Origin of the sequence: Chitinophaga lutea, assembly GCF_003813775.1 — a bacterium.
Classification (GTDB): Bacteria; Bacteroidota; Bacteroidia; order Chitinophagales; family Chitinophagaceae; genus Chitinophaga; species Chitinophaga lutea.
Genome location: NZ_RPDH01000003.1, coordinates 612,730 through 630,087, shown reverse-complemented (window position 1 = coordinate 630,087; position 17,358 = coordinate 612,730). Strand labels below are relative to the sequence as shown.

The window sequence follows — 17,358 nt, the reverse complement described above, 5'->3', positions numbered from 1 at the left end:
TCACGCCATGAACAAAAAGCATCTCATTTTAGCCGGGTTCGTTCTTCTTAAATTCATTTTGCATTACTCGCTGATCGGCCCGGAATACGAGCTCCACCGTGATGAATTCCTTTACCTCGACCAGGCGCGCCACCCGGCCTGGGGATACATTTCCGTTCCGCCGCTCACCGCCTGGCTCTCCCGGATCGTAGGCCTGCTGGGCAATGGTATTTTCTGGGTAAAGTTCTTCCCCGCACTTTTCGGCGCGCTGACCATGGTGGTAGTCTGGAAAGCCATCGAATCACTGAAAGGAAACCTCTTCGCTTTAATATTAGGCGCTACCGGGGTGCTGTTTTCCGTGCTGTTGAGGTTAAACATCCTGTACCAGCCCAACTCGCTGGACGTGTTATGCTGGACGGCATTTTATTACGCGCTGATACGCTACATCCAGAACGAACATCCCAGGTGGTTATACATCGGCGCCGTGGTGTTCGCCATCGGGTTCCTGAACAAATACAACGTCGTATTCCAGCTCATCGGGCTACTGCCGGCCATTCTGCTGACGGAGCACCGGCGGATTTTCACGAACAGGCATTTTTATTTCGCCATTCTTACAGGGCTCGTGCTGATCGCGCCCAACCTCGTCTGGCAATATTCGAACAACTTCCCCGTGGTGTGGCACATGAAGGAACTGGCCAAAACGCAGCTGGTGAATGTGGACCGGGTAGACTTTCTGAAAACGCAGTTGCTGTTTTTTTTGGGGGCGCTGTTCATCATCCTGGCCGGGCTCTATGCTTTATGGGCTTACGCTCCCTTCCGGAAATACCGGCTTTTCTTTTGGGCATTGGTGTTCACATTGGCCACTTTTATCTATTTCAAGGCGAAGGATTATTACGCGATCGGCCTCTATCCGGTTTACATCGCGTTCGGCGCGGCATACCTCGGCGTACTGTTGCAGGAAGGCTGGAAACGATACCTGCAGCCGGTAGCCGTCGCCATACCGGTGCTGCTTTTCCTGCCCATGTACAGCGTGGTATTCCCGAATAAAAGTCCCGCTTATATCGAACAAAACGGCGACCGCTACAAAGCCCTTGGCCTGCTGCGCTGGGAAGACGGGAAGGACCACTCCCTCCCGCAGGACTTCGCGGATATGCAGGGCTGGAAAGAGCTGGCGCAGAAAGTGGCGAAGGTGCATGCCGCCTACCCCGACCCCGGCAATACGCTTGTGCTTTGCGATAACTACGGTCAGGCCGGCGCGATCAATTATTATACGAACGGGAAAGTGCGCGCCGTTTCCTTCAACGCGGATTATGTAGAATGGTTCGAGCTGAGCCGTCCCTACCGCAATCTCGTGCGGGTAATCTCTTACGATGAAGTGGAACAGGAGTTACGGGACATCAGCCCGTATTTCGATACCGTTGTAGTGGCGGATTCGCTCACGAACCGCTTCGCCCGGGAGCGCGGCACCACGATTGTAGCGTTCAGCGGCGCGAAGGTGGATGTGAATGCGAAGATCAGGGAAGAAGTGGCCGAGGTGAAGAAGCGTTGAATACGACAATCCACGATGAAGGTCTTTAAAGATGATGAGCCCCAGTACATTACAATAGACGGCTGAGTACGCAAACGAAATACCGCTACCGCCTCAACAACCCGATCACCGCATCGTCTCCCTTCACCGCATAAGCCGGCCGCGGATGCCGGGCATCGAATACAGCCAGCTCATCCCGCGTCTGAATCGTGACAGAATCCTCGTTTACCACGCCGGCGGTGTCCGTTACCGGTTTCAATGAAAGCCCGAGGTGTTTGGCCAGGAACGCATAAGCGCCTTTTCGTTTTGAGAATCCGTAGTCGTGTCCCTCATCGGGGAGATGGAGATTTTCGATGTTCCTTTCGCGGCCGTACAAACGGTAAACGCTCCGTATGTAGGGGTATTCGACGCCAGGGGTATTCTTTGTCCAGTCTTTTCCATCGGAGATCAGCAGCATTGGTTTGGGTGCGAAAAGCGCGGCGATCTCCACATTGCTGGTTTGATGATCTTTGCTTTTGTGCACCGGCATCCCGCTTTCGCAAATGCATCCTCCGAAAAAGTGTGCAGACACCATCACCACCGGCACCGACACCGCAATACGGTCGTCTGTCGCAGCCAGCAGGAACGTCTGCGTACCGCCGCCGGACTCCCCCGTCATTGCGATCCGTTTTTTATCCACTTCGGGTAATGAGCTGAGGAAGTCCAGCGCCCGTTTGCTGTTGTGGAGCTGAAGCGCCACGCCTTGCGGGTGTTTGTGCGAGCATTGGTCGGATTCCCCCACCCCGATCATATCATACACGAACACGATCGCCCCCATCCGTGCGAGGGTCGCACAACGCTTCTGTACCCCTTCGGTGAAGCGGGGAGGTTCTTTGGCGTGGCCATGCGGCGACAGTACGGCAGGATACGACTTCCGCCTGGCCGTGGGTTTGTAAAGATTGCCCGTGACGAAGAAACCCGGCATGCTTTCTATAGCGACGTTCTCAACGGTGTAGCCGTCGAACGTTTTTTTGCTGCGGATAATGGGCTTCAGGGGCGCATCACCGGGGAAACGGTTCATCCCCGCCCCTTCCAGGATGCCGCGCCGGATGCGGGCGGCCCGCTGCTCCCAGGTTTGCCGGTTGTGCCAGGTAGCGGCCGCTTTTTCAAGTGCGGCCTTTCCTTCGGCTTCTGTGTAATAGTTGCCGCGGCACAACAGGGTGGTGTCGATCTGTGCGCCGGCGGAGAACCAGGCAGATAAGATACAGACGGAGAGGATGGATATCGTTTTCATAGCGGGGCGTATCATTCACCCAAGATACAATGAAAGTTCGGGAGATCATATGCTGTGCGCCGGCCGCCGTCTCCGGAAAAATAATTATACTTGCCGGTCGGTCGTTCATAAAAGAATCATACCGGCTCAAATAATGGTTCGAAACGGAATACCTGCATGCTTCAAGCTCCTCCCGGTAAAAGCTGCCCTGATAATCGTGTGTGCCTTCATCCTGCATCCAGGGAACGGTTGGGCACAAACGGCCCTTACACGGCAGCAGGCGGAGGAAGACATTGATTTTTACGTCCGTACGGTGAAGGCATCTCACTACCAGCCTTTCCTGCACATCACGGAGAAAGCGTATGATAACCGGATTGCAGCCATCAAACATTCCATGGGCGATTCCATCGGTATCCGTGACTTCGTATCCCTGTTTTACCAGGTTACGGCGCTGCTGGGCGACGCCCATAGCACGCCCGTACCGGGGCAACCGGTGTTCAGGGAAGAATTCGGGAAGGAACAGTTTTTTCCTTACCGGTTGCTGGCCAACAGTCACCAATTGTATGTACCGGCCAGTCTCGCAAAGGACCTCGGTATTCCCGCCGGTGCGGCGATCACGGATATCAACGGCGAAAATATCAATACACTTTTCCGGCAGGCGGAAGCCGGCATAGCGGGATTGCCGTCTTTCCGTGAAGAAGCGGCGGGCAGGCTCTTCAGCTATTTCCTGTTTCTCAGGAACATCCGCCCCCCCTTCGTGCTGGGCTACAAAAACAGAAACGGCATGGCGGGAAAAAGCGCCCCCATCGCAGGCGTCACATTTAAAAAAGCCTTATCGGCGTCCATGCCGCATATCGTTCAGCCGTATACCCACCAGATCCTGCAACAAAAACTGGGGTACATCGATATCCGGAGCCTGAGTGGCGACATAGATCAATTCAGGGCTTTCCTCGACACCAGTTTCCGGCAGTTCAACGAAGCCGGTATCCAGCACCTCGCCATCGACCTCCGGCAAAACAGCGGAGGGAACACCGACCTGGGCGATTTGCTGTTCAGCTATATCAGCGATAAAAAATATACCTGGGGCACCAAACACTGGAAAATCAGCCAGCCATATAAAGACCAGTTGAAAGCGGGTGGCGACACCACCTCAGCCTACCTGCAAAAAACCAACGGCGCTGTATGGGCCAGCGAAAACAGCTGCCTCCCAAAAGAAAATCCCTTCGGGAACAACATTCGATTCAAAGGAAAAATTTACTTCATCACGGGCCCGTTCACCTTTTCCAGTGCGATGGCCGTTGCGGACGTTGTTAAGACCTACGGGCTCGGCACTATCGTGGGCCAGCCTACGGGAGAAAATGTAAAAGACTTTGGAGAAGCGTTTGTAATAACACTGCCGAACAGCAAAATCAGGATACAGTCTACCACTTCACTCAGTACAGGAGCGGATTGCCATCGGAAGAAAAACGGGCCGGTTCAACCGGATGTTATGGCGGGGAATACGCTGCAGGATGATATTTCAGGCAGAGACAAGACGGTGGAGTACATTCTGGGGACTATTCGCTAGCGGGCTTCGGCATAAATGGCGTGCGGGGCTTTCACCCCGCACACGTGTTTATTTATCTTCCAGCCCCTTTCCGTCAAGGATTTGCTGCATATATTTCTCTACCCTGGATATCCGGGTTTTGGATTGTTTGGCCGAAGAAAAATAAAGCAGGTACCCTCTCTGCCGTCCCGGTGTCAATCCCTCGAAAGCGGTTTTCAATGCGGGCATTTTATCCAGCCTCTCCTGGAACTCTTCCGGAACATTGAACTCCGCCGTCTTTTTCATCTTCACCGTCAGCCCGGCTTCTTCCACCGAAATGGCTTCATACACATAGGTCTTCAGCACAGGCGCCATACTGACGATTTCCTTGAGGCCGGTAAACCTGATCTGGCGCGCCGCCTGTACATTTTCCGTTTGCTGGATTAAAATACCCTCGGTATCGTTCAGCAGGGCGCCCTTGAAAAACAGCAGCGCGCAGTAATCGTTAAACGAGTGTATCAAAACGATGTTGCTGCCCTGGTGGGTGTAACAGGGCACACCCCATTTCAGCTCTTCCGTAAGCCCGCAGGCCAGCATGATCTTTCTCAATTGCTCCAGTTCTTTCTGCCACTTTTTGGCTTTGTCGAAGAAGAAATCAACTGCAGGATTCATGGTTATTGGTTTTTAACGTTCAACAAAACGAGTTTCCTTTCGGCCGGCCTGAAATACCAGGATAAAATCGTGAGGGCCAGCAGCAGCACGGACGGGAACATTTCACCCGGGGTCCCGGCCGCAATGTGCGAAAAGATCGCTCCGGTCATGGAAAAGAAGAAACCGGCATAGGCCCATTCTTTCAGCAGCGGATACCGGGGAATCAATATCGCCACCACACCCAGGATTTTCCAGATACCCAGGATGGCCAGGAAATAGGTGGGATAACCAAGGCGTACGATAAACTCCATTTCAGACTCCTTATTCAGCACCTGTACAATCCCGGTCGACAACATGCCCAATGAAAGCCAGATGGTGGCGATCCAATAGATGATTTTATTTCTTTTTGACATGGTACATTATTTTAGTTTGCCAACAATTTTTTGTAAAAGATCATGTGCCATATTGATGCCGTACGCAAACGGCAGTTTCAGCATTTCGTTCCTGTCCGCCACCGACCGGTACACGATCTGCATACTCAGTTTGCTGGTGTCGTCCGTTAATTTTTCAAACTCGAGGAACTCCAGCTGAACGGGATACGGCGTATTCTCCATCTGGAACGTCCGTATGATTTTCTGGTTGGGAACAAACTCATGAATGGTCCCATTGGCGCGGAACACCACGTTCCCCTGCGGGTCTTTGGTTTCGTACTGCCAGCCGCCGTGCTGTTTGTTCTCGAGTTTCAGCACTTTCGTGCCCATCCACTGTTCAACGATTTCGGGATCTTCATAAGCTTTAAAGAGCAGTTCCAGCGGCAGGTCGAATTCCCGGGTCACCAGGATGTCGTGTTTGCCTTCTTCAGCATTTAGTTTGGTTTTTCGTTCCATATAGATGTTATTTTTTAGGTTTATACTTTTTCATGATGTCTTCCAGTTTGTTAAACCGGTCGTCCCACATTTTGCGAAACGGTTCGAGGAAGTCTGCTATCTCTTTCATTTTATGGGGGTTTAAGTGATAAATCATTTCCCTGCCGTTTTGCTCCTGTTTCAGCAGTTCGCATTCGGTGAGTATCTGGAGGTGCTTTGAAACCGTCGGCCGGGCCGTGTCGAAGTTTGCGGCAATTGCACCTGCCGTCATGGATTGTGATGCTACCAACAGCAGGATGGCCCTCCTGGTCGGGTCTGCGATAGCCTGGAAAACGTCGCGTCTCAGATTCATTGTGTAGCTATTTGACTACAAATATATGTGTAGTTACTTAACTACGCAAATTTATTTTTGAGAATGACCAAATACACCCCTATAATGTCCATCTCCCACCCCTCAGGAGCAGTATTTGGACAGTATCTTTGGAACATATCCTCACCCCTTTAAACAAATCTATGGCAGACATCCGGCACAAACTGGTCATCAGGGCATCACCAGAATAAGTATATAAAGCTGTTACAACACAGGAAGGCATCGAATCGTGGTGGTGCAAACAGACAACGGAGAAACCGGCGTCAGGGTTCACTAATGTGTTGGTTTTCGGGGAATTCAGGAACGAAATGAAGGTAATCACCCTGTCGCCCAACGGAAAAGGCGGAATGGGAGTGTATCGCCTCCATAGAAGAGCGGATCGGGACCAGCATATCTTTCGCCCCTGGAAGAAAAAAACGGGCACACCGTTTTACGGTTTCCGCACGGAGGCTGGAGGCGGTGACGGATACGTTCGCCGGTTGCAGTTATGACCGGGCGATATTTATGAAAAGTCTGAAATCCTTTTGCGAAACAGACACGGGAGAGCCTCGTTAAGCAAACCTCATTCACCCAAAAAAACATTAACAATGATCAAAGAACAAAAAAAGACGTTAACAACCGCGGAAGTAGCCGCACGGTTCCATGAGCTGGCACAGCAGGAGAAATGGTTCGAGATCCAGGATGAATTTTTCGCGGAAAACGTAAAAAGCATCGACCCCTCCCATTCCCCGTATTTCGGGTATGCGGAAGGCAAAGCGGAGGTTCGAAAAAAAGGGGAAGATTTTGTTGGCCGTATAGAGGCGGCACACAGCCTTTATACCTCCGAACCGCTTGTGACCGGCAATCATTTTGCAGTGGTGCGGGAGAAGGACATCACCGTACGGCCGCACGGGAGAATACAGATCAAACAGATCATGCTGTATGAAGTGAAAGACGGGCAGATCATATCGGAGCAATTCTTCTATTGAGCCGTCAGCATTCGGAATAGTCGGACGTGAAGGTGCCATTAACGGCGTACAACGTATCGATGGGAATATCGATCATGCCTTCCTTTGCGTCCAGCTGCACCCAATGCTTCCCGTCTTTCTCGTAAAGTGATTTGATAAAGCCGTTGGCGCGCGTTACGCCATTGTCTTCGTAAAGAATGCCCGCTTCCTGGTTGTTCCGGAAAATATCTTCCAGCAGGTTTTGAAAGGAGCCTTTGGGAGGGAGGGTTTGCCGGGTGTCCATGGTTGTAATTTTGCAGTAAAGTTACGGAAAACCGCCAAGACCATCCGGCAGTGCTGCAGCTGATATCTTTGTGAAATAAAAAAGATAGCCATAACAGCTATCTTTTTTTTATTTGCGATGTTTCACCGGCTCTTATATAGCATCCGGGATTTCGGGCTCTACCAGCCTGGTCAGCTTGTCCAGCGACTCCTGCCAGCCCAGATAACACATTTCCGCGGGTATTACGGCGGGAATTCCTTCCTGGGTAACCTTTAATTCCGTGCCTACCATGGTTTTCCGAAGCCACACTGTCGTAACCATTTCACCGGGCAGGTTGGGATCATCGAATTGATCGGTATACTTGAGGAACTCATTGGGTTTGATCTCCACATACTTTCCGCCGAAAGAATGGCTGCTGCCGGTGGAAAAATTCTGAAACGACATTTTATACGTGCCGCCAGGCTTTACGTTCATTTCATGAACCGTGCACAAAAACCCGTATGGCGGAATCCAGGAAGCAATGGCGAGGGCTTCGGTGAATGCACGGTATACCTTTTCCGGAGATGCTTTAAGCACCCTGTGTAATGAAACGCTATTCTCAGACATAAAATATTTTTTTTGGTTTCCTACTCATCTGGCTTTTCGGTTCCGCCCGTTTTGTAGTGGTGGCTGCTCCACCTGAAGATTAACTTCAGCCCTACAAAGATGGGGTGAAAATTTGATGCGCATGGTGGGTGGATCCGACAATCTGGGGGCTATTTGCGACTAGGCGGGGAAATGCAAATAACAGTTAATTCCGGGATGACTTTCCTTTGGGGACACTTCTCAACGATTGTTTAACCCGGCAGGTGACAAATACATATTAGTTAATTGTATTTTTTCTTTCTACTTTATTATATTTGGGGAATCGCCAAAATCAATAAAAATTACGGATCATGAATAGAAGAAGTTTCCTTAAAAACACAGCAGCCGGAAGTCTGGCTTTTTTACTGCCGCTCAGGTCGCTGGCATTCGGCTCCGACAAGAAATTGAGGATCGCACAGGTAGGCCTGGGCGCAATGGGCGTTAATGATCTGAAAAGCATAGCCTCCCACCCTTCTGTAGATGTGGTTGCGCTTTGTGATGTTGACGCCAGTAAGCTGACGGCCATCAAGGCGAAATACCCTAACGCCAAAATATTTTCGGACTACAGGGAAATGTTCAGGAGTATGGGAGGGGATATCGACGCCGTTGTCGTTTCAACCCCCGATCACGCGCATGCGCCCGTATCACTGATGGCGATGGAGATGAATAAAAATGTCTATTGCCAGAAGCCGCTTACACACTATATTTCAGAGTCCCGTAAAATGGAGGCAGTAGCCGCCGAGAAGAAACTGATCACACAAATGGGCATCCAGGTGCACTCTTTCTATGATTACAAACTGGCTACCATTCTCATTCAAAAAGGAATTATCGGAAAGGTAAAAAAAGTAATCGCATGGTCGCCAAAAGTATGGGGCTATGATGGCCCGGTGCCCGAAGGAAGCGATCCCGTGCCTGAAGGGCTGGATTGGAACCTGTGGCTGGGTACGGCCAAAGAACGGCCTTATAAAAAAGAATTCTATCATCCGGGCAACTGGCGCCGCTGTGTTGACTATGGTTGCGGCACTTTAGGAGATATGGGCGTTCACATCTTCGACACTCCGTACAATGCGTTGAAGTTAGGGGTTCCTTTAACGGTGAAAAATGAATGTCGTCAGCCCAACGACTTTGGGCATGCCGAAAAAAATCATGTGACTTACGTTTTCCCCGGAACGGAATATACCGCCAAAACCCTGGAGTGGGTTTGGTATGACGGCAAAGGAGCGCCGGAACTGCAGGACGAGCTGACGCTGCCCGGTGGAGAAGCGCTGCCTGATCAGGGAGCCATGTTTATCGGTGAAAATGGCCAACGCTTACTGCTCCCCCATTTCATGCAGCTGCCCAAATTGATTGTCAACAATAAATACGAAAAAATAAACCTTAACAAATTCGACCCCGGTGGAAAAGCCGGTAAACCCACTGTCAGCTACGATATTGAGGGAGATAAACACTATCACGAATTTGTAGACGCCTGTCTCGGCAAATCTAAATGCAGCGCGCCGTTCTCTTATGCGGCGAAACTTACGGAAGTAATTCTACTCGGCGTTATCGCAGCGCGCTTCCCGAACCAAACGCTTAACTGGGATGGCGAAAATGCCCGCTTCAAAGAAGACGAAGCGAATAAATATCTATCGGGCGAATACCGGACTTTCTAGGAATAGAGACGCTCACGGTTCCGGAAAGTCTGATATTATTCAACACAGTTTATTGCAACTCGCTTTAATAGCAAGTCAATTGAATAAAGAAAAAGCCCCGGCAATAGCCGGGGCTTTTTTATACCAGTTTTGTCGGGATGACTGGATTCGAACTTGCGACCTTTCCAATCATCCCAATACACCATAACTAACTATTTTTCAAACTTTTATACCCTCAACTCTTGTTCATCTTCCACTTGGGTGCCAAAGTGGGTGTATAAATGGGTGCCAAAGCCCCTTACTTGTATGAACTGATACAATCATTGAGCTTGCCTACAACATATTCTGCTATTTCCAGTATCCTGTCCCTTTCTGCCCTGGTGAGGTTAGCATATTTAAGGCTGGATACCTTTCTGTAATAAGTAGCAGCTGAAAAATCACAATCCAGGCAAACCCTGTCTTTAAAAGCCTTGCCAGCATTTTCAAAGTGTTTGTGCAGATTTTCCAGCATACTCATGCTGCTGGGTTCTTCTTGGAAATCCATTTCTGAGCTGTTTAGTTGTAATGCAATTCTTCGAAGATGCCCAGGAGGGTGTCTTCTTTTGTGTAATTCTCCCTCAAAATAGAGGTGGTGCCCCAAAAGTTGCAGCCATATCCCCTGAAAACTACTTCCCCCAGGTTAATCAGCTCATCTCCCATCCAGTGAGGCACCAGGAGCCATTCAAAGATGTACCTTTCCTTGGGAGCTGCTTTGTCCAGGACTTCCCTTTCCTGTTTGAGCTTATCAACCCTCTCCTGGAGCTGCTTTGCCTTGTTTTCGTCCAGAGTGTGAAGGATTTCCTTCTGCAAAATGGAAATTTCCCTGTCCTTTCGCATCAACAGGTCTTTCAACAGCAGGCATGTGCCTCTGTGGTTCTTACCATCTATCAGCACATCATATACCAGGGGATTGTGGATGAAAGAGTGGAGGGATTCATCATTGCTCAGCAAAAAGCTGTTTACAAGATAGGTTTGATCTGCCAGGATAGCCATTTTGCAGAAATCCTGGAATTTGGCTAATTGATCTTCTGCCATTGTAAAAATATTTAATTGGTTAAAAAAAAGTTACCCACCCTATCAAGAGGTAAGGTGGGTAAGGTGAATTTTAAAGAGAAATTAAACTGCTGTGAATTCCTCCAATAATTGGAGTAGCAGCTTGTTTAGGGACTGAAGTTGTTGAATCAGGCTCTTAGAGGATATTCCCACCTGATTTGTTGATGCTGATTTTTGTCCATGAATTACCTGCAACAGGCTATCTACATCGAAGGAAAAGAAATCCCCAAGAGTAAGGTTATATATAGCCAAAAGCTTCTCCAGCCTGAAAAGGGGAATCCTGGTTGCATCCTGCTCTAGAGCAAGATATGTGGAGTGCCCTATTTCTAGCTGGTCAGCAATGTAAGCTTGGGTGTAATTATGAATTAGCCTCAGCAGGTAAAGTTTTCTGCCAATGTCTTGCATGATAAAATGAATTTGAATGTATGCTAGTTCAGAAACCAGCTGGTTTGGTGATTATCCAGGGCTTGCCTGATTTCCTCTGTGAATTGGAATGCATTTAATGACCTGTCCAGGAAAGTGTCGATGTAGGAACTTTTATTGGCTCCTGTGAATAGGTTATACAACCTCCAGAGATTGATGCTACCATCCTCATTTCTGCAAAAACTATCATCCCTGTAATAATCCCTGCAAACTGTGCTGAGCTGGGTATCCCCAAACATCAGGGGGGATATCCCACTCTTCAGGCCAGGTGGCAGATAATTGTAAAGTTTGCACTTCCCTATCAAGTGGACAAACTGCTGCTCAGAAATATCATATTGGGTAAAATTCCTGAGTTTTTGGATGTGCTGCGCAGCATTGTACTGACTGAACAGGGAGTATATAGCATTTTTTAACTGACCTGCATTTTTTACTTTCAGGTCTGCCATATAGCCATCAGTCCATACACATAGGTTCGTGCAAACCTTGTTCTGGAAGCCAATGAATACCTTGAAATGCTCATCAGCCCCCTTCCTGGCATATAAATTTTCCAAGTTATAGGCTTTTACGCCTCCCAGGGTAAGGGTAAGCTTATTGCCCTCAACATTGTCTGTGATGCTGGGAACTTCTATCACAAAAGCCATCCTTTCGTAATACAGGGTTTTTTCATGTTCCAGAAGGTCTTTTGCAGCCTTTTCTTTAGCTTCTGGCACTCTGCCCTTAATGGGATGGCTAAGCCTGATGCTGGGGCTTAAAATTGATTCCCCTGTGAAAATCTCACTTGCTACCTGAGCTGACAGGTCTATAAAATCACTGTGGCTGATTAAAGGTTCATTGCATTTTGTAAAGCAAGGGATAGTATGTTCTTTCCTGATCTGCGAAAGGGTAAATTCCTCTGTATTGGCCTGTAGGAATGGTTTTGAGGTAGAGGCTTCTTCAAAATCAATATAAGTTCCCTGCTGAGAGGGAGGATTTAAAATAGCTTGTTCCATTTTTTGAACTTTTAGCAAAAAGGAAAGGCAAAGCCTTTGTAGCTCTGCCTTTCATCTGTTCTGGTGAATAAACTAATAGGAATAGGGTAGGCTTCAAGGAACATATTCATACTGATGCGAAAGAGAAATGATTTCCCCTGTACCTGGCACCCTGTATTCATATGCTGAGCATTCTTTTTTAACAATATTCCCTGCCATTTCCTTTCCTATCATCAGCTTGGCTGTTATTTCGTCGAAAGTGGAGGGAACAAAGCACTTTTTTGCAGTGACATAAAACCTGCCTGTTTCTTTGGACTGAATAATTTCAGCATCTCCAATAAGTTCCAGGGAAATAAACAATTTCCCCTCTGCATTTACATGCATCTGATAATTTTTGATGGTGACCATGAGTTAAGGTTTTGATAGTTAAATATTCCAGGTGAAAAAGGTGGGGGATACCCTGAACCTTGGAATTAAGGGAGGGATATTAACGAGGGGTGGGGTTTACTTGTGTGCATTTATGCTATATAATTATTTATGTTTAAAATTTTGGTGTTGGAAAATTTTGTGGAAAAGCATGTAGGATAGGGTAGGTAACTATTTATCCATATTCTATATTGCAATAAAATATAACTTAGATTTCAAACAAACCTTACCATGATTCCTGATAATTTGTTTAAATCCCTTTGTCATTGCTGCGATGGATATGACAAATTCTTATATGGGCAGACAATAGAGGCAGGCTATAAACCTGATTATGTTTTAAGAAAGGGGGATGATTTTATTATTCTTGAAAGCGAGAATACATCAAGTAGAAAAACATTTATTGGTGGCCTTATAAAAGCTGCACATTATTTAACAGGTGAAAGGACAGGGATTCTTGTGTTCATTATGGTTCCCAAAAACAACACATCAACAACTTCCATTGCTGCCCAACTAAAGACCTATTTTTCATGGATTAAGGACAAAACTAACCTGCGAAAAGTTTATGTTATTGCTGCTGGGCAATATTATCAAAGTGAGAATGTGCTAAAAATTGAAGATGCTGATTTTAATCATTATGCCATCCAGGTTTAGCTGAATTATTCAAACAGGAACAGGTCTGATGCAGGAACTTCTAGTGCTGTGGCAATTGCAGCCACATGACTAATAGAAGTATTGATAGTGCCCCTCTCAATCCTTCCAATCTGGGATAACTCAAAACCAGCTTTAAAAGCAAGTTCTTCCTGGCTCACTTTCTTGGACTTCCTCAGTTCTTTGAGCCTTAGCCCAAATTTTTTGATAAAATCCTCATCCCTGTAGTAGTTATTAGCCACAAGGCAAAGAGAAGCCTTGCAGTAAAGAATTATTAGAGCAAATTTGCGCTATTTTATCAATTTTGCTATATATTAGATCATAAATTCTTACATCTATGAAAAAAATCTCAATCATTCTGATGGTCACCCTGTCATTTTGGGCCTGTAAGAAAGATGGTAACAATGATTCCCCTTCCAACCTCAAGAACACTGTCACCTATACAACAAATGGCAAAACCTATACAGTAAGTGAGGGTAATTCCAATACAGGAAACCCACCTGTTACTTTTGTGGATTGCTTTATAAGTAAATCAACAGACTTTACAAGGTTCTGGCTACATGTTGAGGGGGATAACCTGCCCTTTAATCTTTTCATTGACGCATTTGATGCACCTCCTTCTGGCATAGGAACTTTTATACCTAAATATGTGGATTGGAATATACAGGAGAAATTCTCTGATGGGCAACCTTATAAAATTACTGCTGGAGCCATCAAAATATCAGAAGCAAGTAACACTAAGATTGAAGGAACTTATAGTCTCAAGCTAGACAATAGTTCTGGCACAAAGAATATCACTGGAACTTTTAGCATTAATCAACCTGTTCAATAACTAATCACTTTTATCTACATTTTACATGTTCAGACTAATGTATCAACTTCAGCACCTAAAATTACTAATTGAGGTTCAAAAAAAGAATGAAGATACAGCCATCATAATAATTGACAGACCTGTGCCACAAAAAGGGCCATTATCAAATGTAATATTTAAGCAGGAGATTTCTCTTACAGAATTAAAACATGATCTTCGTAAATTACTTCCAGCCAGTCTTGATGGTAATGTGCAGGAAGATTTAACTCGAAGGCTTGTTGAAACTATTGGAGATCATTGCAGCCAATTTGGAAGGATTTTACCCAATGATTTAATGACCTACATTGCAGCGCACTTTTTGATAATAGAAGCCCTGCATGTTGCTCAAGGACTACCTCTACTTTCAAAACAAGAGAAGCAACAGTCCTTCGCAGTTACTTACAATTTTGTGCTGGATATACTCCCCCATGAGCTTAGAATTGGCCATAGCTATATGTGAGTTCAATTCTTTGGTGGCTGTATATTCTTGAAATAGTAGGATTTATTGGTTATAAGTTGAAAAGTAAAAATAGGTTGGATTGAATAAATTAATTCCCATTTATTCTTGCCAGCATAGAATTATAATGCAAACTATCAACATGCTTTACCAAATCTAGTACTACAGGTACTAGTTTTTCAGTCTCTCCAAACAGATTGTCATTGTACCCTCTTATACTAGCTCCATGATCTGCCCTATGTGAATAGTGGTTTACAAACTTTCTAACTTTTGCTATTTCGCTGAATCCAACTATTTCGTCAAAGCACTTGTCCAGTTTCTTTCGACCAAACTTAAAAGTCAAAAAAGATTCTAGCAATTGTCTGCATAAATTGGCTATAGTGTGTGTATGATAGTATGATTTGTCGTTTGATTCATTGTATTTCTTGATCTCAGAAAAAATAAAATGATATTCTGAGCCAAATTGCTTTAGAACATATTCTGCATCTTCGATTATCGCAGCCCTGCTATCATTATAATTGATGTTTTTTAGACAGTATACTTTTTTTAAATCCTTAACCTCGAACCATTCATTTATAAGAGAGAAAAAATTAAAATTATGAGTAAGAATAAAAAGCTGTCCTATCTTACTTGGAAGATCTTTTTCTGATAAGAACTCTTCTTTAATAAAATGAGCAGCATTAAACAGATGATTACTATCAAAACTTGATATTGGGTCATCCAAAACAATAATTGATTCTTGTAAATCTGTTGGCTCCTTCTCCTGCAACTTTGATATAAAATATACAAATGCAATTGCAGTTCTTTCACCCTCACTTAGATGCTTAGCCAATTCTTTTTTGCCTGATCTTATTATTCTGTATCCACCTTGATCTGGAAGGTATTCGAGCAAAATATCATTTCTCCCAAGAAATTTGAACAAGTTTTCGTTAAACTGTTCAGCGCCCATAACTGCATTAACTAATACCTTCTCCAGTTCTAGAATTTCCTTATTTGCCAAATCAAGCTTTTGGCGCGTTTCAATAGATTCTCTGTCAAATTTTTCAATTTCATTCAAGCTGTTGAAATATTCATTGTTGGAGAGGGCTTCACTTACATAATGCAATTCTAACTTCTGCTGACTTTCTTTTAGGATTTTTGAGTAATTCTCTGTTTTGCTATTGCAGGATTTCAGCACCAAAATCAACTTGTTGACACTGTTGTTAAACGTAGCAAGCACAGAGGTAGTATTATTAGTCTCCAGAGATAGTATTTCAAATGGATTGCCAAGCTTTATACTCATAGTATCTGACCAGTATTTCAACTTACTATCAACTTCTTCAAGTGCTTTCTTTAATTCTCCTATAACGCCTTTGTACTCCTCCTTATATTCATCATATAAATGATCTTCAAGAGGAACTGAAAAGTGAAAACCTTGTTTAATATTTTCTATAAAATTTAATCCATCTGTTACTTTTGTTTTCAAAGAAACATAATCTGCACTAAAATGCTCATTTAGAGTATTTATTCTTTCTTTAGATAGACTGTTGCCACAAAACGCACAAACTCCATTTTCCTTTTTTGCATGTAATTTTAAACCCTCCTCTACCCATTTATTAAGCTGCTCGTCCTTTACCAACTGTTCTATCTGGTTGGCTACTATATTAGTTTGCACAACTGCGTTCAACCTAGCCTCAAATTCAACCAGTTTTTCTATGCTAGGTAACTCAAAGTTTAGGGGAACAATTTCTTTTACCTCTGGCTTAACTGCCATGATGACTTTACTTAACTCTGCATCTGTAAGAACCGATGTAGCATTTATTCGTTGTCTATGTAAGTCGATTAAGGCTGATAGTTTAGTTCTGTCATAGTTGAAATAGTAGGTATCCTTTGTGTCAATAACTTTAAATGAGTTTTTAATCCCTCTTGCAATATCAGAAAGAAACTTTTCGTTTGTTTTTCTTCCTTCCCTTACCTTATTTTCAGCATTCAGTAGTCTGTCAACGAGATTCTTTTTCTCTAAGTTTAAGTCTTTGAGTTTTGCTTTTTCTTCTATTCTCTCTTTGGATACCAGGAGAATACTTTTAGCTCCTTGCTCCTCAAAGTTAATATTCTCTGCAACGAAATATTTATTAAAGACGTTTAATTTCAGTGAATTGTTTGAAAATGATGGGCCATTTATTAGCTTTTGTTTGTCAACTAATTCAATTTCAAATTTGGCATCCAAATGTTCATCTGGAATAGACTTTTTTTCAACATACTGAAGTAGTCTAGAAAATGTACTTTTTCCACTCCCATTCCAGCCATAGAATAAATTATACTTTGAGAAATCTGACAATAAGGAGGACTTTGTGAAATTCTGAAATATACAGAAATCATGAATTTTGTTGACGCATTTAATCATAAGTAAGAGAGTTTATTTGGTGCCACTATGATTCGATATTTTAAAATAATATTCTTACTGGGGATTTTAAGCTAGCTTAATCACTGTTGCAATATAATATAACTATAGGTTAATAATTTGTTATCACATATCTCAGTTCCTCAAACATGCTTGTATGGTAGTATGTAGCTTCAGTCAATAGAAAATGATGAGAACAGATCTTAGTTACATGTTATCATCGAACTAATACAGCAAAATCAAAATTACATTATGCAAAATATTACAGTAAAGCAACCGCTTGAAATTTTTTTTAATGCTATTGGCAAGTAATTCGCTCTGGTATAAATTTGTAATTCGATTTTAAAAAATGGGCAAGTTCCAGCGATGGAATTTCGTTCAGGTGACATAAGATATTTCACTTCTAAAAAGCAAAAAAAATGGAAAAATTATTAAACATTCAATCATCTTTTAAGGAGGTGATTTTCAAATTACTATTA

General features: G+C 44.6%; 21 protein-coding genes. 7 read left to right on the top strand and 14 right to left on the bottom strand.

Annotation, left to right across the window (positions count from 1 at the left end):
• Positions 1-7: 7 nt before the first annotated feature.
• On the top strand, positions 8-1,528 hold the full coding sequence (locus EGT74_RS25650; RefSeq protein WP_123849470.1) for an ArnT family glycosyltransferase: 1,521 nt from the start codon (positions 8-10) through the stop codon (positions 1,526-1,528).
• An 85-nt stretch (positions 1,529-1,613) separates the two neighbouring features.
• Here the strand turns inward: EGT74_RS25650 and EGT74_RS25645 are convergent, their stop codons facing one another.
• Positions 1,614-2,780 carry an alpha/beta hydrolase family protein gene (locus EGT74_RS25645; RefSeq protein ID WP_123849469.1) on the bottom strand — a complete coding sequence of 389 codons (1,167 nt, stop codon included), beginning with the start codon at positions 2,778-2,780 and terminating at the stop codon, positions 1,614-1,616.
• A 196-nt stretch (positions 2,781-2,976) separates the two neighbouring features.
• Between EGT74_RS25645 and EGT74_RS25640 the strand changes: the two genes are divergently transcribed.
• The gene (locus tag EGT74_RS25640) at positions 2,977-4,326 is read left to right on the top strand and encodes a S41 family peptidase (RefSeq protein WP_158618301.1); all 1,350 of its coding nucleotides are present in this window, start codon (positions 2,977-2,979) and stop codon (positions 4,324-4,326) included.
• 48 nt (positions 4,327-4,374) lie between these two features.
• Here EGT74_RS25640 and EGT74_RS25635 read toward each other — a convergent pair whose 3' ends face one another.
• The 4 genes from EGT74_RS25635 to EGT74_RS25620 are packed head-to-tail and all read right to left on the bottom strand — an operon-like array spanning position 4,375 to position 6,153.
• The gene (locus tag EGT74_RS25635) at positions 4,375-4,956 is read right to left on the bottom strand and encodes a YdeI/OmpD-associated family protein (RefSeq protein ID WP_123849467.1); all 582 of its coding nucleotides are present in this window, start codon (positions 4,954-4,956) and stop codon (positions 4,375-4,377) included.
• A gap of 2 nt (positions 4,957-4,958) precedes the next feature.
• Complete coding sequence (locus EGT74_RS25630) at positions 4,959-5,348, bottom strand: DoxX family protein (protein WP_123849466.1); 390 nt, start codon at positions 5,346-5,348, stop codon at positions 4,959-4,961.
• A 6-nt stretch (positions 5,349-5,354) separates the two neighbouring features.
• The gene (locus EGT74_RS25625; RefSeq protein WP_123849465.1) at positions 5,355-5,822 is read right to left on the bottom strand and encodes an SRPBCC family protein; all 468 of its coding nucleotides are present in this window, start codon (positions 5,820-5,822) and stop codon (positions 5,355-5,357) included.
• Positions 5,823-5,829: 7 nt separating this feature from the next.
• A complete protein-coding gene (locus EGT74_RS25620; protein ID WP_123849464.1) occupies positions 5,830-6,153 on the bottom strand; it encodes an ArsR/SmtB family transcription factor in 324 nt (107 codons plus the stop codon).
• A 605-nt stretch (positions 6,154-6,758) separates the two neighbouring features.
• On the opposite strand from EGT74_RS25620, the gene EGT74_RS25610 reads away from it, so the two are divergent.
• Entirely contained in the window at positions 6,759-7,139 is a 381-nt protein-coding gene (locus tag EGT74_RS25610; protein WP_246008302.1) for a nuclear transport factor 2 family protein, read from the top strand.
• A 4-nt stretch (positions 7,140-7,143) separates the two neighbouring features.
• On the opposite strand, the gene EGT74_RS25605 is transcribed toward EGT74_RS25610, so the two are convergent.
• Together EGT74_RS25605 and EGT74_RS25600 are read right to left on the bottom strand one after the other, a co-directional pair.
• Positions 7,144-7,401, bottom strand: coding sequence for a hypothetical protein (locus EGT74_RS25605; RefSeq protein WP_123849463.1), 258 nt, complete (start codon positions 7,399-7,401; stop codon positions 7,144-7,146).
• A 132-nt stretch (positions 7,402-7,533) separates the two neighbouring features.
• A complete protein-coding gene (locus EGT74_RS25600; protein WP_123849462.1) occupies positions 7,534-7,986 on the bottom strand; it encodes an SRPBCC family protein in 453 nt (150 codons plus the stop codon).
• Positions 7,987-8,315: 329 nt separating this feature from the next.
• Here EGT74_RS25600 and EGT74_RS25595 point away from each other — a divergent pair, with 329 nt between their 5' ends.
• A complete protein-coding gene (locus EGT74_RS25595) occupies positions 8,316-9,656 on the top strand; it encodes a Gfo/Idh/MocA family protein (protein ID WP_123849461.1) in 1,341 nt (446 codons plus the stop codon).
• A 277-nt stretch (positions 9,657-9,933) separates the two neighbouring features.
• Here the strand turns inward: EGT74_RS25595 and EGT74_RS25590 are convergent, their stop codons facing one another.
• From EGT74_RS25590 to EGT74_RS25570, 5 genes are all read right to left on the bottom strand, one after another.
• Positions 9,934-10,179, bottom strand: coding sequence for a hypothetical protein (locus EGT74_RS25590; protein ID WP_123849460.1), 246 nt, complete (start codon positions 10,177-10,179; stop codon positions 9,934-9,936).
• An 11-nt stretch (positions 10,180-10,190) separates the two neighbouring features.
• Positions 10,191-10,709, bottom strand: coding sequence for a hypothetical protein (locus EGT74_RS25585; protein ID WP_123849459.1), 519 nt, complete (start codon positions 10,707-10,709; stop codon positions 10,191-10,193).
• A gap of 81 nt (positions 10,710-10,790) precedes the next feature.
• A complete protein-coding gene (locus EGT74_RS25580) occupies positions 10,791-11,132 on the bottom strand; it encodes a helix-turn-helix domain-containing protein (RefSeq protein ID WP_123849458.1) in 342 nt (113 codons plus the stop codon).
• 23 nt (positions 11,133-11,155) lie between these two features.
• A complete protein-coding gene (locus tag EGT74_RS25575; RefSeq protein ID WP_123849457.1) occupies positions 11,156-12,139 on the bottom strand; it encodes a DUF3871 family protein in 984 nt (327 codons plus the stop codon).
• Positions 12,140-12,232: 93 nt separating this feature from the next.
• Positions 12,233-12,526: a hypothetical protein gene (locus EGT74_RS25570; RefSeq protein ID WP_123849456.1), complete on the bottom strand. Its 294-nt coding sequence runs from the start codon at positions 12,524-12,526 to the stop codon at positions 12,233-12,235.
• Between the two features lie 249 nt (positions 12,527-12,775).
• Here EGT74_RS25570 and EGT74_RS25565 point away from each other — a divergent pair, with 249 nt between their 5' ends.
• Positions 12,776-13,195 carry a hypothetical protein gene (locus EGT74_RS25565; protein ID WP_123849455.1) on the top strand — a complete coding sequence of 140 codons (420 nt, stop codon included), beginning with the start codon at positions 12,776-12,778 and terminating at the stop codon, positions 13,193-13,195.
• A gap of 5 nt (positions 13,196-13,200) precedes the next feature.
• On the opposite strand, the gene EGT74_RS25560 is transcribed toward EGT74_RS25565, so the two are convergent.
• The gene (locus EGT74_RS25560) at positions 13,201-13,434 is read right to left on the bottom strand and encodes a helix-turn-helix domain-containing protein (protein WP_181954777.1); all 234 of its coding nucleotides are present in this window, start codon (positions 13,432-13,434) and stop codon (positions 13,201-13,203) included.
• A 95-nt stretch (positions 13,435-13,529) separates the two neighbouring features.
• Here EGT74_RS25560 and EGT74_RS25555 point away from each other — a divergent pair, with 95 nt between their 5' ends.
• Both EGT74_RS25555 and EGT74_RS25550 read left to right on the top strand, forming a co-directional pair.
• Positions 13,530-14,024 (top strand): hypothetical protein, encoded by a 495-nt coding sequence (locus EGT74_RS25555; protein ID WP_123849454.1) that lies wholly within the window; start codon positions 13,530-13,532, stop codon positions 14,022-14,024.
• 37 nt (positions 14,025-14,061) lie between these two features.
• Positions 14,062-14,502, top strand: coding sequence for a hypothetical protein (locus EGT74_RS25550; RefSeq protein WP_123849453.1), 441 nt, complete (start codon positions 14,062-14,064; stop codon positions 14,500-14,502).
• Positions 14,503-14,590: 88 nt separating this feature from the next.
• Here EGT74_RS25550 and EGT74_RS25545 read toward each other — a convergent pair whose 3' ends face one another.
• Complete coding sequence (locus tag EGT74_RS25545; protein WP_123849452.1) at positions 14,591-16,882, bottom strand: AAA family ATPase; 2,292 nt, start codon at positions 16,880-16,882, stop codon at positions 14,591-14,593.
• Between the last annotated feature and the right edge of the window lie 476 nt (positions 16,883-17,358).